Genomic DNA, 14,465 nt, shown 5'->3' with positions numbered 1-14,465 from the left:
ACACCCTGAACTTCAGACCATATCGGCTGAATTGTATCGTTTTCTGTCTTCCAGCTCCTGCTTCTTTGCAGCATTCCAGCCACCGACTGCCTGAATATACCCAGTGACCCTTGAAAGCTGCTCGATGTTATCAGAACCACAGTTCTCACAGGCGTCTTTCAGACCGGCCATCATATGGAAATCATCCATACAAACACTCATATCCTTAGTAAAGGCAAAATATCCTAGTTGAGTGTTCCTCGCAAGGTTCATAGCAAAATCTTTCAGACCCTTAGCATCCGGCGAACCTTCACCCATCCAGATATGCATGATATCTCCGCCGTCCACTATGGGGAAGAACACATGTTCGATGTTGATCCTGTCGACCAGTGAAACATCAGCTCCTGGTGGTACATGAGTACCATTGGTATAATATATGGGCAGGTCATGGGTATTTTTTATACCCTCAACTGCTGCTTTTACATCACCCTTGACGACTGAGATAACCTTGTCCCTGAACTCTTCATGAAGCAGATCGGAAACAGAGAATCTCTGACCGGTAGTCTCGGCAGGTGTCCTTGCAAGAGCTATCTCCATACCAAATTTCCGGGAAAGTTCCTTGCCATATATATCCATCTCGGTCATTGCCCTGATAGCCAGCTTGAAAGCATCTCTGGATTCATGCATCTGTGAACCGGTGTGATATTGTACCATTTCATTGATACCGATAACACCAATGGTGAACACCAGTGAATCTATATCTACCGCAATCGCACCTTTCTTACCAGTAACAGGGTCCTTTGGCTGTTGTGTTGCGAATGGCATCCTGCCATTTTCAATAATAGGTTTTAGCCACTTGACCTTTGTCTGGAAAACTTCCATTGCCTCATCCATGAGATGTTTAAGGTGAGAGAACAATTTCTCATCATCATTCTCTGCCAGATATGCAGCTCTTGGACAGTTCAGTGAAATTACCTGCCAGGATCCCATTGAGAAATGTTTTCCCTCATTGAAGTACATTTTCTCATCGAATTCTGAATCAGAATCTGCGTTTGCTGAGAACTGGTAAGCACAGCACTGATAACAGGAAATGCCTTCTCCAGCACCACGGTATTCAGGAAGCTGATTATCAAAGTAGGGAGTACCATACTTTGCGGTCAGTTCGAATGTCATGGTGTAAAGTTCATCATAGGTTGGAAGCTCTGGATTTGCACGGTTGAACATCTCATCCTCTTCCATGAAATCCGGTTCAATGGATATCTCAGGTTTCGGGAAGTTGAATGGTTTACCCCAGTAATCACCCTCGAGCATGACGTTCATCATTGCCTTGAAACCAAGCCTGACCTCACGTTCGTAGTCACCATAGACACGCTTTTCAGTACCATTAGTGCCATCCCAGACGCGACCTCTGTAAACCACAGGTTTATCCCTCCACATCTTTGGGACGCCCGGAGATAGCTGTACCGATGAGAACACAAGTTGTCCGCCACGGGCAACCATCATCTGTGTCATCTCATAAACGAACATCTGCATTAGCTGTTCGATCTCCTTGTAGGGCTTGCCCTCGAAGAACGGAGCGCAGAAGGTCAGGAAATTGTAGAATCCCTGCCCGCCTGCGAAGTTGGTTTGGGCACTTCCCAGAGCCTTGACAGCATGCAACATTGCGACCTCGGCCTTCATTGCCGGACCTGCAACACTTGCCTTTGCACCTGATCCATCGGGCATCAGACCATAATAGAAGAAATATCTCAGGTCCCAATCCTGGCAAAAAGCACGGGTACCAAAGTACTCAAGATCGTGAATGTGAAGATCACCATTAAGGTGAAGATCGGCTATCTTTGGAGGCAGCAATAGTAGATACTGCTCTTTGGATATCTTGTCAGCTTTCTTCTTATGGGCGGTTTCCGCATTTTCCTGAAGGTTAGCGTTCTCGTTAGCTTCAAAGCCTGAACCCTGATCGATCTCACATGCATCAAAAACAGGGGAGCCTACCCTTGTAGAGACATTACGCCATTCAAGATGACCCCGTTCGAGCAGGATCATATTCACAAGTTCCCTGATAAGAGGTCCAGAGAGAAACTTGATATTCATGCCACGAATACGCTTTTCCGTTTCCTTTGCGACATCATGTGCCTCATCTTTTGAAATTGAAGAAATGTTATGATACCATTCACTCAGAGTAGTCTCTTTTAATAGTTGATTGACCACAATGTTGCGGTCCCACTGCACCATATGACCATCGGTAGTACGAACCTTTGGCATGGTCGAAATGAACTGACCATCGAGTGTCTGCTGTAAGGACTGCGGCTCTGTCAGCGGCATCATTGAAGCCTCCAATGATCCTTTATCGCGTGCAGGTTGCACTGCACCCTTTTCAAATCCCTTATCGGGATCCTCTATTATTTTTGTATCCGATTGCACATGACCACATCCCTTATAAAATACTCTTCAATGATCCAAGATTGACACCATCACTGTTGAATAGCTCTTCATACGTAAGAAAGTCATCGTCTATCTGTAATACTGGAGCTGTCACAGTAAAAACACCGTTTAAGCGCAGTTCTGTAAGTGATTCAGGAGTTGACATGTCCGCTTCAGTGAAAATCACATCATTGGACTTCAATACCTTTTTCAGTTGAACACATTTCGGGCAGGTTTCCGTTGTATAAATGATAATATCAGACATTGATCTTCCTTCCATTAAATTTTAATACGTAAGCGAGAGACCTTCCACACCCATCCCCAATAAGCACATTAAATGATAAACGCATTCAATAGCCCGCGCATAATGCGGGAATGATCTCTACTTGAGCAAATTAATATTATGGATCTTTCACTTAATAATGCTTTTTACCCCCATAACTGGATACTAATATGCCATAACTGATAACAAAGATGGTAACGAATCCCCGAAATATCATCATTATTATTAGATTTTTGGAGTTATTGGTATCTGGTTGTGCACCACGTTTGTTACCACCCATAATATCGAATAGATAAACATATTTGTTAAAGAGAAGTACACAATCTACATAACAGAACTACCATAAGAGAACATCCCTTTGCCAAAAGATGTATATCATAAATTCCACAATAGCAATTAATCCATATCGAGGTGAAGACAATAAAAGAACAGTTACTATCAAGCTGCAAGCCCCTGGATGAACTTCTGGGAGGCGGTTTTGAATCAGGAGTTGTTACTCAGATATTCGGAGAAGCAGGTAGCGGAAAGACCAATATTTGTCTGCAACTCGCCATCGAATGCGTTAAGAAAGGGAAAAAAGCAATATTCATCGATACTGAAGGCCTCTCTGCAGATCGATTCAAACAGATAGCCGGCGAGAACGCAAGAAAGATCGCCCAGGACATAATCATTTTTGAACCCCATAGCTTCGAAGAGCAGTATTCTGCAGTCAGGGAAACCGAAAAGATAAGCACAGAGAACGTCGGTGTCATCATTGTTGACTCTGCAACAGCATATTATAGGTTCGAACTTGATGATGAGGATTCAAGCATAAGGACCAGAAGAGAGCTCTCAAATCAGATAGGATTCCTCCACAGTCTCGCACGAAAACGCGACATAGTGGTGGTCATAACCAATCAGGTCTATTCAGACATCAAATCAAATTCATTAAAACCAATAGGCGGTAGTAGTCTTGAGCATATCTCGAAAACAATAATTCAGCTTGAGAAGACCGGAACGGGAAGCCGCAGAGCAAAGATATGGAAACATCGCTCCCGCCCGGAAGGAACCACCTGCGAATTCACCATAACCGCAGATGGAGTTAGATAATATCCTCACAATCTGGCAATGGTGATATATCCGGTATGCCCGACCCTGGATGTTGAAGGACGTGTGCCACGGTCTGAAAAAGACATGGCACGTTCGATACATTCGATGGTCCTCACCTCAAAGAAATCAATTTCAGCTATTGCTTTTCTGATCAGTGCCGTCTGTTCGAGAAATGGGGAATACGTGACAAGAAAACCACCGGGATTCAGTATTGAAGGAATATAAGGCACAATTGTCGCTGAATCGATGGTATCAAGCGTCACAATATCGAATTTCTCATCGAGTTCCTTAACTTCATCAACGATATTACCGCATCGCACTTCCACATTATCGAGACCTGCACGGCGTATATTTTCACGAGCAACCTCTGCGAAATCATCCCGCACCTCAAAACTAAGCACCCTTTTTGCAATAGAGCCCAGATACATGGCAAGAATACCGGAGCCTGTGCCGGCATCAAGTACAGTATCGTTCTTATTGAGACCGGTATAGCCCAGTATCATACCAATATCCTTGGGCATAATAGGAGTTCCAGTACGTTTTGCATGCCTGAAGAAATCCGGCATCCTGGGAAGCTGGATGACAAAGGTCTGCCCCATATGAGACACTACTGTTTCCCCTTCACTCTTTTCCAGCAACTCTGACATTTCTATCATGCCAAAATCCGAGTGGAACTTCTCATCAGATACCGATGTAATAAATTCTCTGATCTTACCCTTATGGCTGGTCTTTAACAGCACTATCTCGCCTAATTTCATTTTTTCGCACCTGATGTTCTCTTTCCCCGATCGCTCTGAAATCTTGCCAATGGCATTGTAACGATATCACGGGGAATGGAATGTTTGTTCATTGTAAGATCGGAAGTAATTATTTTATAATCACGTTGATAGGGATCAACAAGATCTGCTGCATATTGCACACCTGCATCTGTAAGCACATATTCATACCGCTGCCTGAACCTGCCATCCTTCTCAAAATAACGCAGGTCCTCATCCACGATCCCCATCGCAACAAGTAACTGAATATCCTCATAGACCTTGTTGCTGTAAAGGAAACCATATCTTGTGTGGAACTCATAGTCGAACAGGTATTTTAACCTGATGTCCTCTTTGAAAAATGCAACCTTCTTGTACAACCAGGTGATGTTCCTTATACGAGGAATAGATACAAAGCCATCGTGTACTTCCTCGAACATTTCATGAATAGCATAAAGAAGAAGGATCAAACCCTCTATGGGAAGATACTGCCCCTCCCTGATGAAGTGAAGCAGTTTTGGTGAAAGGTCATCTACAATATCACGCATGCCCAACTGAGCAGAAGAAAGCTCCGAGGCAATAGCAACATCAGGATGAGTGAAAACGGTCAGTGACATCTGTCGGGATATCGCACGGACCAGACCGTTTGCCAGAGCAGACTCATCGTAGAAGAAATTCTCGCACCCACCAACCATCACTCTGGCGCTTTTAGGGACCCCCGTTGCGATACTCAGATCGACAAGAACATTCCCCAACCTCTTTTCCAGCTCATTTTCGAACATCCTTGTAGCCTTGCCACTGCGTGCAATGGTCGAAAGTGCCATCTTTGTACCCGGAGATAGCGTCTTTTGATTGGACCGGGCAACCGGAACATAGATCTGTCCATTACGAATATCCTGCAACAGACCCCTTGCCACCTCACCCCCCTTCGCATTGATGAAATTCAGCAGATCTGCATCATTATATGTAGTAAAGAAATCCACAACCATGGTTCCAACTGCCTCATCCCCAAATTGCTCCTTCTGCTGCTTAAGGGTCATCTCCAGTGCATAAAGAAGCATGACCCTGACGGCCTGAGTACGTGGATGATGAATGATAGCAGTATAATGGTGAGAACGTGCGATCAACATCGATTCAGCTGCTGCCAGCGTAAGTTCCTCATCAAAACTACCAGACCCAAGGGAACCTAGCACAACATTATTGTCTACAATACACAGACTTTGCATTATCTGATCGATATCAATAAGCCCGAGGGATACACCCGTATGGTAAGAATCACGAAGTAGAAAATCGATACGATCAGCATCTATATCCCCTGACATCAATTGTGAAAGATAGGGCTTTTCAATGGACAGATCACCCGTAGCGATCTTCGACACCTCATTGAAGAACTCAAAGGGATCATACCCCAATTCATCACGAACATATCTCGCAATTATGTTGTCCTCAGGAATTACCTCTGATATGATATATTTCGTAAAAGCCTCATGATCAACAAAACAATTCTCACACATCTTTGGCTGTATTGCAGGATCCCTTTTCAATACACTTTCAACAGCATGTGAAAAAGCGGAATGACCTACATCGTGAAGAAGGCCTGCAAGCCTTAGTTTCATAATATCCTCATTGTCGAGTCCTACCGACCTGCCAAGAAGAGATGCCGTATGCATCGTTCCAAGACTATGTTCAAAACGGGAGTGGTTCGCACCCGGAAATACAACATCGGCAAGGCCAAGCTGCTGAATGCCACGAAGCCTTTGAAGTTGAGGAGTACCGATAAGAAGCTGTTCCAATTCAGAGAGGATGATGGTCTTATGAACTGGATCATGAACTACCAGAGGTTTTGTCATCAGAGATAATAGGTCAGCTGAGATATATAAATGAAGTGTGAAATTGAGCAAAGATATTGATAACCAAAATTTCGATCATTAGTGTATAAAAAACACCAAACCAATACATGAACATGAGAGATAAATATTTATATCCATAATATAATACTATTTCATATATATAAGTGACAATGTAATTGGGAGAGGCATATAACATAGCCGATCCGTTTGATATTAAGATCAATGAGGATAGAGAAAAATGTCACATCGCGGTAGGATCATTGACAATAGTATCAGAGTGTATAAGATATGTTCAATTTGTATTTTTGCATTATTACTGATAACCATAACTAGCACGCCTGCCGTTGCAACAGGAGAAATAGTAAGGATAGGGATCGAGGAATATGCCCCAATCGCCTACGTAGATGATAATGGATTTGTAAAAGGATTCAACGTAGACATTATTGAATACATAGCCAGGGAAGAAGGTTGGGAAATAGAATATGTACCCAGCACATGGTCAGAATGTATCGATAATCTTGAAAGCGGCGAGATCAATCTAATAATAACAATGATCTACACAGAAGAAAGGGATGAAAAATACGATTACGCATCTGAGCCATTCATCACTGATTGGGCACAACTTTTCATAAGAAGTAATACAGGCATACATTCCATAACAGATCTAGAGGGAACGATAATATCAGGTATTACAGATGATCAGACCACAACGTGGTTTAAAGAGCATGCTGAAAGATACGAACTTGAATATGAACTAATAGAGACAAATTCAGTTAGCAGTTCTTTGGAACCTATAGACGATGGAACAGCAACTGCTGTGATACTCTCACGAATATCAGGTAATGCCTTATCAAAAGAACATGGAATTGAAGGTGCACCCATAGAATCGTTACCCATCGAGATATATGCAGCTACGCTAGAAGGAAATGACCAAGAGATACTAGTAACTATTGGCAAACATCTTGAGGTTATGAAAGAGGAGGAAGACTCTTTCTATTATACTACTTATGACAAATGGTTCCCAACACCTACAGCAAATGCAATCCCTAATAGTATTATAATAATTATTGCATCAATCACCACATTGACAGTTATTTTTATAGCAGTAAATTTAATCCTTCGAAGAACGATTCAAAAAAGAGCGGATGAGATCAATCAGGCAGAGGAAAAGTATTCAGTGCTGGTAGAAGAGAGCAATGATGGTATAATAATAGTTCAAAATTACCTGATAGTGTTTGCAAATCTTAAATTTGCAGAAATGCTCGGATATGAAAAAGACAGACTTATCAAAACCTTACTTAACAATTGTATAAACAATGCCCTCAAAAATGAAGTTATTACAAGGTATGAACAATTAATTCAAGGTCGATCTGAAACAGAACAACAATACGAAACTAATTTTTTCTCACATAATGGTGAAAACATACCTGTCGAAATAAATTCATCATTGATACATTACAGAGGAAACAGGGCAGTAATGTACATCATGCGGGATATTACAAAACGCAAACAACAAGAACAAGATCTGCTCAACTCAAGACAAAGTGCCGAAGTTGCGAACCATTCAAAAAATACATTCCTTGCCAGCATGAGCCATGACCTGAGGACTCCATTAAATGCGATAATTGGATATTCAGATCTATTGCTAACTGAAAGTGTTGGAGATCTTAACGAAAAACAGATCAAGTACACAAATAATATTTTAATAAGTGGCAGACTTTTGCTAAATATAATTAATGACATACTGAATATTTCAAAGATAGAAGCTGGAAAAATGCAACTTCGACCAAGTGAAAATGATATTCAGGAAATACTAAAAGAAGTAAATGAACTTGTCAAAACTAAAGTTCAAATTAGTAAAAATGAACTAATATTTAATATTGAAAATGGTATTGAAAAAATATATGCAGATCGTATCAAAATAATAAGTATCCTACAAAACCTCGTTGACAATGCAATAAAACACAGCCCAAAAAATGAAAAGATATTCATCAATATAACTACCAAGGACAAAAACTTGCAGATCTGTGTTAAAAACAAAGGCAAAGGAATTACACAAGAGATGCAAAAAGAGATATTTACTCCTTTTGTACAGGTAGAGAAATTCATTTCAAAGGAATACAGAGGAACTGGCCTTGGGCTTGCTATTGTGAAACATTATGTTCATTTGCATAACGGAAAAATATGGATCGAATCGGTATTGGGAGAAGAAACATCATTTATATTCACCATACCACAACATTATTTTGCAAATAACATGGAACCAGAGAGAAGTGATAACGGATGAAATATATCACCCCGGATTTCCTGAATATTAGATCAAGACATTTGTTCAAGATATTTTCTATAATTATTTTAATATCGATATTTATTGTGCCAACTCAAGCAAGTGAAAGAACTGTTATCGTTGGTGTAAATGACTTCAAACCATATGCATTCATGGATGAGAATGGGAAAATTAACGGCTTTTGTTACGAAGTATTCAACGAGATAGCGAAGAGTGGGATGTAATATACCGATTCACTACATGGCAAGAGAACCTCGAAATGCTGGAAAATGGAGAAATCGATCTTATAATAACTATGGGATATACCAAAGAAAGACATGAAAAATATGATCTTTCAGAAGAATATATGGTATCTGATTGGGTGCAAACCTATGTGAGGTCAGGCACAGAGATACATTCAGCATATGATCTTGATGGAAAGAACATATCCGGTAGCAAAAATGGAATATCTATTGCCTGGTTCGATGAGTATGCAACAAGGTATGAGATAAATTACGAATATATTGAAACTAGATCCACGACCGAAGCTCTACAGTACCTTGAAGATGGAATTGCATATGCCAGCGTGGTTCCTAAGACATTGGGGACAGCCCATGAAAATGAATTTGATATCGTCGGAGCGCCTATCGAGTCATACCCGATACGATTCTATGCTGCTGCAAGTAAAGGAAATAATACTGATCTAATTCAGGCTATAGACAAAAATCTTGCTGAAATGAAGAGGGATGACAATTCAAATTATAATGCGATAGCTACAAAATGGTTAGAAGGGAAAAAAACAGAGGTCATCCCATACAAAGTAAAGGTTATCACAGCGTCCATTTTCATTTTGTTCATAACGATATTAGTATCTACATATTACCTCAGTGAAAAAGTCAAAAGAAAAACAGAGATGATAAAAAGCGCATCTGAAAAATACTCAGTGATCATCAACAAAGGAAACGATGGGATAGTTATCGAACAAAATGATAAATTAAAATTTGTAAACCCACGGTTTGCCAAGATGGTCGGATATGATGCTAATGACATAATCGGTCAGCCTTTTAGTGAATATGTGCAAAACCACCACAAAAATGAACTAACTAATATTAACAGAAAACTATGGAAAAGTGAAGGTCCTGCTGACCATCGTTATGAAATTTCTCTGATATCAAATGAAAATGATATAATTCCAGTAGAGATAAGTTCAACTATCCTTAACTATGAGGGGAAATCCTCTATAGTGTCGGTGATCAGAGACATTACTGAGCATAAGCAGCATGAACAAGAATTGTTGGATGCGAAAGTAAAAGCTGAGAATGCGAATACAGCGCAAAGCGAGTTCATTCACAATATTAGTCATGAATTAAGGACACCATTGAATTCCACGATCGGATTTTCAGAGATGATGATAACCGAAGTATTGGGACCACTCAATGATAAGCAGAAGAAATATCTAAATAATGTGAAGATCAGTGGAAAACATTTGTTGAGCCTTATAAATGAAATACTAAACATCTCTAAAATAGAAAACGGAGAAGTTGAACTAGAGCTGGATGAAGTTGACATATATACAACCGTCGAAGATGTGGAAATGTTAATGGCACCCATACTGGCAGAGAACAAGAATGAACTTATTGTAAATATTGAGGCAAATGTTGGAAAATTCACTGCAGACCGCCTCAAGTTGAAACAAATATTGTATAATATCCTCAGTAATGCCATAAAGTTCAGTCCTGAGAACGAAAATATAATTATGGACATCAAGGTCATTGATGGAAAGTTACAGACCAATATTACTGACAAAGGTAAAGGACTATCAGAAAAGGAACAAGCGAACATATTCCAACCTTTCGTACAGCTAGATGATGAACATTCAGAGAAGCAAAAAGGGACAGGACTTGGCCTTACTATTGTAAAGCGTTTCGTGCAATTGCACAAAGGAAAGATATGGATAGATTCTGAGGAAGGAAAAGGAACAACATTTTGCTTTACCATCCCCCTTAACATTCAGCCAGATCATAAATAAATGGAAAAATAATGCATCAAATACTTTTTTAACTGCAAACTCCGTATGGCATGAAGTGGTCCACATGAGAACAATAGACTGGAACGATGAATCCAAAAGTGTCGTGATGATAGATCAGACACTCCTGCCAGTAGAACTTAATGTTATTGAATGTAAGAACCTTGCATCCCTTTGTGAAGCTATAAGGTCCCTTCGAGTAAGAGGTGCTCCGGCACTTGCTGCTGCAGGAGGTTTTGGAATGGCACTTGCGGTCACACTGAGCAGTGCGAACTCCATGGAAAAGCTGCTCAATGATCTGAAAGTTGCTGCTTCCACCCTTATCGCCACACGCCCGACAGCAGTGAATCTTGCATGGGCAGTGAACAGGGTGTTAAAGGCTACAGAAGATTCCTACGATCTTGAAAGCATCAAGGACATCGTTATCTTCGAGGCGATCAGGATAGCAGACGAAGATGTGAAGATAAACAAGGCCATAGGAAAGTATGGACAAAAGTTGCTGGATGACGGTGACACTGTGATGACACACTGTAATGCAGGAAGACTGGCTTGTGTTGATTGGGGAACTGCCCTTGGAGTAATTCGCTCGGCAGTTGAAAAAGGAAAAGAGATCAGTGTCATAGCCTGTGAGACACGACCCCTTAACCAGGGCGGGCGTATCACCACATGGGAACTTATGCAGGATAACATTCCGGTAAAGCTGATAACCGACTCCATGTCAGGTCATGTAATGAGACAGGGAATGGTCGATAAGATGATAGTGGGTGCCGACAGGATAACACAGGACGTTGTTTTCAATAAGATAGGAACTTATACACATTCCATTGTAGCAAAGGAGCATGAGATACCATTCTATGTTGCAGCACCGGTCTCGACCTTTGATCCAAATGGCTGGGAAGATACCGTGACAATAGAACAGAGAGATGCGGACGAGTTACGATATATTGGTGATGTCCAGATAGCACCTAAGAATGTGGATGTTTATAATCCGGCCTTTGATGCAACCCCCATGGAGAACATCACAGCACTTATTACTGAAAAGGGCATATTTGAACCACCTGTTCTTATTGACGAGATATTGATGTAACAGGCACAAGGCTTAAAAATTTAAAGAACTAATTGAGGAACTATGGCACAAAAGAAGAAATCAAGTGGAAGTGGATTGATGTCATCTGCAGGTCTTATGACGTACTATGATGCGGATAAAAAAGCTATTCACGTACAACCAAAGACCGTTTTCATCTTTGGCGCGATTTGCGGCATCGTTATCCTTGCATTTAGCGCAGGTTTTGGCCTCTGGCCCTAACCTGATAAGATCTTTTTGTGGCTTCGTTATTTTTCATAATTACTAATTCGCTAGCTTAAAGTAGAGAGTTGAAACTATCGTATTTAATAGAATCAAAATAATTTTCAACGAGATTTAAAGATCAAAAATACATGGCATGATCCGAAGATCAGCCACCTCGTGCTTCCTTGATGGTCTTTGCGATCTTTCTTGCGACCATGGTCTTGGCTTCATTATTATCCACAAGGATACGACCGCTTGATTCCCACCAGGTACGAGGGTACTTTTTATCAGCTTCCACTTCCGGGTTCAGGTTCAACTTCTCAGCCGCAGCTGTCAATTCCCTGAGTAACGGAGCTTCAAGAGAGCTCTTTCTGGATATTATTCTGCCGCCTTTTCGTGACCTGGACTTGTCCAGATTTGCAGGCCAAATGACCAGTTTGCCTTTTTCACGCATCATCATGATGCATAGATTAGAACTCATACAATTTAAACTTGGTCAAATAAAAGGTCACAAAAATATAAAATAGATTCAGTTACCATACTAATCAGATATTTGAAGAGGAGATATAAAATGGGTTTTTTTGGAACTAATGGAGTAAGAGGGATCGCTAACGAATATATCACACCACAGCTCGCGATAGATGTCGCAAAGAGCCTTGGGACATATATGGGTTCAAAGGGTACAGTCGTCATCGGAAGAGATACCCGCAAATCAGGAGACATGCTAAAATCGGCTGCTATCGCCGGTGCATTGTCCACAGGAGTTACTGTAATTGATATCGGAATAGCACCGATACCGGCCATCCAGTATTATGTAAAAGAACATGCCGATGCAGGTATTGGCGTCACTGCATCACACAATCCAAGAGAGTACAACGGAATTAAACTGGTTGCCGGAGACGGAAGCGAGTTCTCAAGGGAAGGAGAGAAAGAGGTCGAAAAGATATACATGTCAAAGGATTTCGCAGCAGCCAGCTGGGAAAGGACGGGCGACCTCTTCAAAGATACAAACGCAAATGAACAATATATCAATGCCATCATCAATTCCGTGGATGCGGAAAGCATACGTGAAAAGCGCTTCAAGGTAGTGGTGGATACCGGTTGCGGTGCCGGCTCTTTGACGTTGCCTTTCCTGCTCCAGAAACTTGGATGTAAGGTAATGGCACTCAACGCCCAGATAGACGGAACGTTCCCATGGCGCAATCCGGAACCTACCGAAGATGTTCTGACCGAGCTTTCTGATATTGTGAAAAGCAGGGGTGCGGACATGGGTGTTGCCCAGGATGGAGATGCAGACAGGGCAGTGTTCTTTGACGAGAACGGGAATTTCATCGATGAAGATGTCCTTCTGGCAATGATGGCAAAGTGCATCCTCGAAGACAAGAAAGGAGACTTGGTCACGCCTGTCAGCTCATCACAGCGTATGCTGGATGTGGCAGAGGAAGCAGGAGTTAAACTTCACTGGACGGCTGTCGGTTCCATCAATGTCGCAAGAAAGATGATGGAAATAGGTGCAGTGTTCGGAGGAGAGGGTAACGGAGGACTTATTTTCCCGGAACACCAATATTGCCGCGATGGAGCCATGGCATGTGCAAAACTTCTTGAGATAATGGCATCTGGCAGGAAGCTTTCACACCTTGCAGAGAACGTACCGACCTATTTCAATTCAAAGACAAAGGTTCATTGCAGTGACCTGGAACCCACGATGGAGAATATAAAAGAAAGTGTTGTAGGAGGAGAACTGGAGGTAGATACTACCGATGGTGTAAAGATATGGCACAACGACGGCTGGGTGCTTATACGCCCATCAGGAACTGAACCTATCATAAGGATATTTGCAGAAGCAAAGACACTGGACAGAGCTGAGACCCTTATGGAAGAAGGTGTAAAGCTGGCAGACAATTGCATGCAGAAATAAGATCAGGCTTTGCCACGTGATTCGCCACAGACTATACCTGTGGCGATCATGTGTGCCACCCTGAGAGGTTCCGGAACATTGCTCCTTGTTGAAGACAAACGTACGACCTCACCGCTTTTTCAGTATCGATGCCGGCACACTGGATGAATATAGGACTAGAAGGATCTTTTGAGACCACTCTTGTAATTGCACCAGCCTGAAGTATGATCCGAGGTATCTCTCCAGGGTCAGGCAGATTTGACAATGCATCCTTGATCTTTTCAAGGTAAGAGACCTCACGCATTATGACGATGACAGGTATTTTAGTTCATTCATACAGCCTGACGATGTCAACCGGATTGAAACCACCATAGGTAACACCTTCGAGAATTATCACTTTTATATGACCATAGTGTTTGCTTGAGGTCACCATCTCAGCGATCCTCTCGTAGCGTCCATACCGTCACGATGGATGCTGGAACGCATCACGCCATTGCCCGCCACGGAAGAAAGCTCCCGCTATCAGAATATCATCACTGATCAATGCTGAGTCATCGATACCAAGTATCCTTATCTCAAACTTGATATGAAATACCAACACGACCTTTTGG

12 protein-coding genes and 1 pseudogene are annotated in these 14,465 nt (G+C 41.7%); 7 read left to right on the top strand and 6 right to left on the bottom strand.

Going from position 1 to position 14,465, the window contains the following annotated elements; genetic code table 11:
• Window positions 1-12: 12 nt before the first annotated feature.
• Together nrdD and MBUR_RS10985 are read right to left on the bottom strand one after the other, a co-directional pair.
• Entirely contained in the window at window positions 13-2,304 is a 2,292-nt protein-coding gene (gene nrdD / locus MBUR_RS10990) for an anaerobic ribonucleoside-triphosphate reductase (RefSeq protein ID WP_083755002.1), read from the bottom strand.
• Window positions 2,305-2,413: 109 nt separating this feature from the next.
• Complete coding sequence (locus MBUR_RS10985; RefSeq protein ID WP_011500136.1) at window positions 2,414-2,665, bottom strand: glutaredoxin family protein; 252 nt, start codon at window positions 2,663-2,665, stop codon at window positions 2,414-2,416.
• Window positions 2,666-3,094: 429 nt separating this feature from the next.
• On the opposite strand from MBUR_RS10985, the gene radB reads away from it, so the two are divergent.
• The gene (gene radB / locus MBUR_RS10980; RefSeq protein WP_011500135.1) at window positions 3,095-3,772 is read left to right on the top strand and encodes a DNA repair and recombination protein RadB; all 678 of its coding nucleotides are present in this window, start codon (window positions 3,095-3,097) and stop codon (window positions 3,770-3,772) included.
• Window positions 3,773-3,777: 5 nt separating this feature from the next.
• On the opposite strand, the gene MBUR_RS10975 is transcribed toward radB, so the two are convergent.
• Both MBUR_RS10975 and MBUR_RS10970 read right to left on the bottom strand, forming a co-directional pair.
• Window positions 3,778-4,530 carry a tRNA (adenine-N1)-methyltransferase gene (locus tag MBUR_RS10975; protein ID WP_011500134.1) on the bottom strand — a complete coding sequence of 251 codons (753 nt, stop codon included), beginning with the start codon at window positions 4,528-4,530 and terminating at the stop codon, window positions 3,778-3,780.
• Window positions 4,527-6,377: an HD domain-containing protein gene (locus tag MBUR_RS10970; RefSeq protein WP_011500133.1), complete on the bottom strand. Its 1,851-nt coding sequence runs from the start codon at window positions 6,375-6,377 to the stop codon at window positions 4,527-4,529. Before MBUR_RS10970 ends, MBUR_RS10975 begins: the two co-directional genes overlap by 4 nt.
• A gap of 277 nt (window positions 6,378-6,654) precedes the next feature.
• Between MBUR_RS10970 and MBUR_RS13140 the strand changes: the two genes are divergently transcribed.
• The 5 genes from MBUR_RS13140 to MBUR_RS10945 all read left to right on the top strand — a co-directional run bounded on the left by MBUR_RS13140 (window position 6,655) and on the right by MBUR_RS10945 (window position 11,975).
• On the top strand, window positions 6,655-8,664 hold the full coding sequence (locus tag MBUR_RS13140) for an ATP-binding protein (protein WP_198003744.1): 2,010 nt from the start codon (window positions 6,655-6,657) through the stop codon (window positions 8,662-8,664).
• Window positions 8,661-8,888 (top strand): transporter substrate-binding domain-containing protein, encoded by a 228-nt coding sequence (locus MBUR_RS14650; RefSeq protein WP_048063390.1) that lies wholly within the window; start codon window positions 8,661-8,663, stop codon window positions 8,886-8,888. Before MBUR_RS13140 ends, MBUR_RS14650 begins: the two co-directional genes overlap by 4 nt.
• Window positions 8,889-8,923: 35 nt before the next feature.
• Window positions 8,924-10,672 (top strand): ATP-binding protein, encoded by a 1,749-nt coding sequence (locus tag MBUR_RS14645; RefSeq protein WP_011500131.1) that lies wholly within the window; start codon window positions 8,924-8,926, stop codon window positions 10,670-10,672.
• Window positions 10,673-10,736: 64 nt separating this feature from the next.
• On the top strand, window positions 10,737-11,756 hold the full coding sequence (locus tag MBUR_RS10950; protein ID WP_011500130.1) for an S-methyl-5-thioribose-1-phosphate isomerase: 1,020 nt from the start codon (window positions 10,737-10,739) through the stop codon (window positions 11,754-11,756).
• A gap of 42 nt (window positions 11,757-11,798) precedes the next feature.
• Window positions 11,799-11,975, top strand: coding sequence for a preprotein translocase subunit Sec61beta (locus MBUR_RS10945; RefSeq protein ID WP_011500129.1), 177 nt, complete (start codon window positions 11,799-11,801; stop codon window positions 11,973-11,975).
• A gap of 148 nt (window positions 11,976-12,123) precedes the next feature.
• Here the strand turns inward: MBUR_RS10945 and MBUR_RS10940 are convergent, their stop codons facing one another.
• Window positions 12,124-12,411: a signal recognition particle protein Srp19 gene (locus MBUR_RS10940; protein WP_048063661.1), complete on the bottom strand. Its 288-nt coding sequence runs from the start codon at window positions 12,409-12,411 to the stop codon at window positions 12,124-12,126.
• Window positions 12,412-12,528: 117 nt separating this feature from the next.
• On the opposite strand from MBUR_RS10940, the gene glmM reads away from it, so the two are divergent.
• Entirely contained in the window at window positions 12,529-13,875 is a 1,347-nt protein-coding gene (gene glmM, locus MBUR_RS10935) for a phosphoglucosamine mutase (protein WP_011500127.1), read from the top strand.
• Between the two features lie 2 nt (window positions 13,876-13,877).
• Here glmM and MBUR_RS10930 read toward each other — a convergent pair.
• Window positions 13,878-14,455: pseudogene (locus tag MBUR_RS10930) on the bottom strand (DUF99 family protein).
• Window positions 14,456-14,465: the final 10 nt, after the last annotated feature.

The organism is Methanococcoides burtonii DSM 6242, from assembly GCF_000013725.1.
GTDB lineage: Archaea > Halobacteriota > Methanosarcinia > Methanosarcinales > Methanosarcinaceae > Methanococcoides > Methanococcoides burtonii.
The sequence above is the reverse complement of the archived record's forward strand: the minus strand, read 5'-3'. Positions and strand labels throughout refer to the sequence as shown.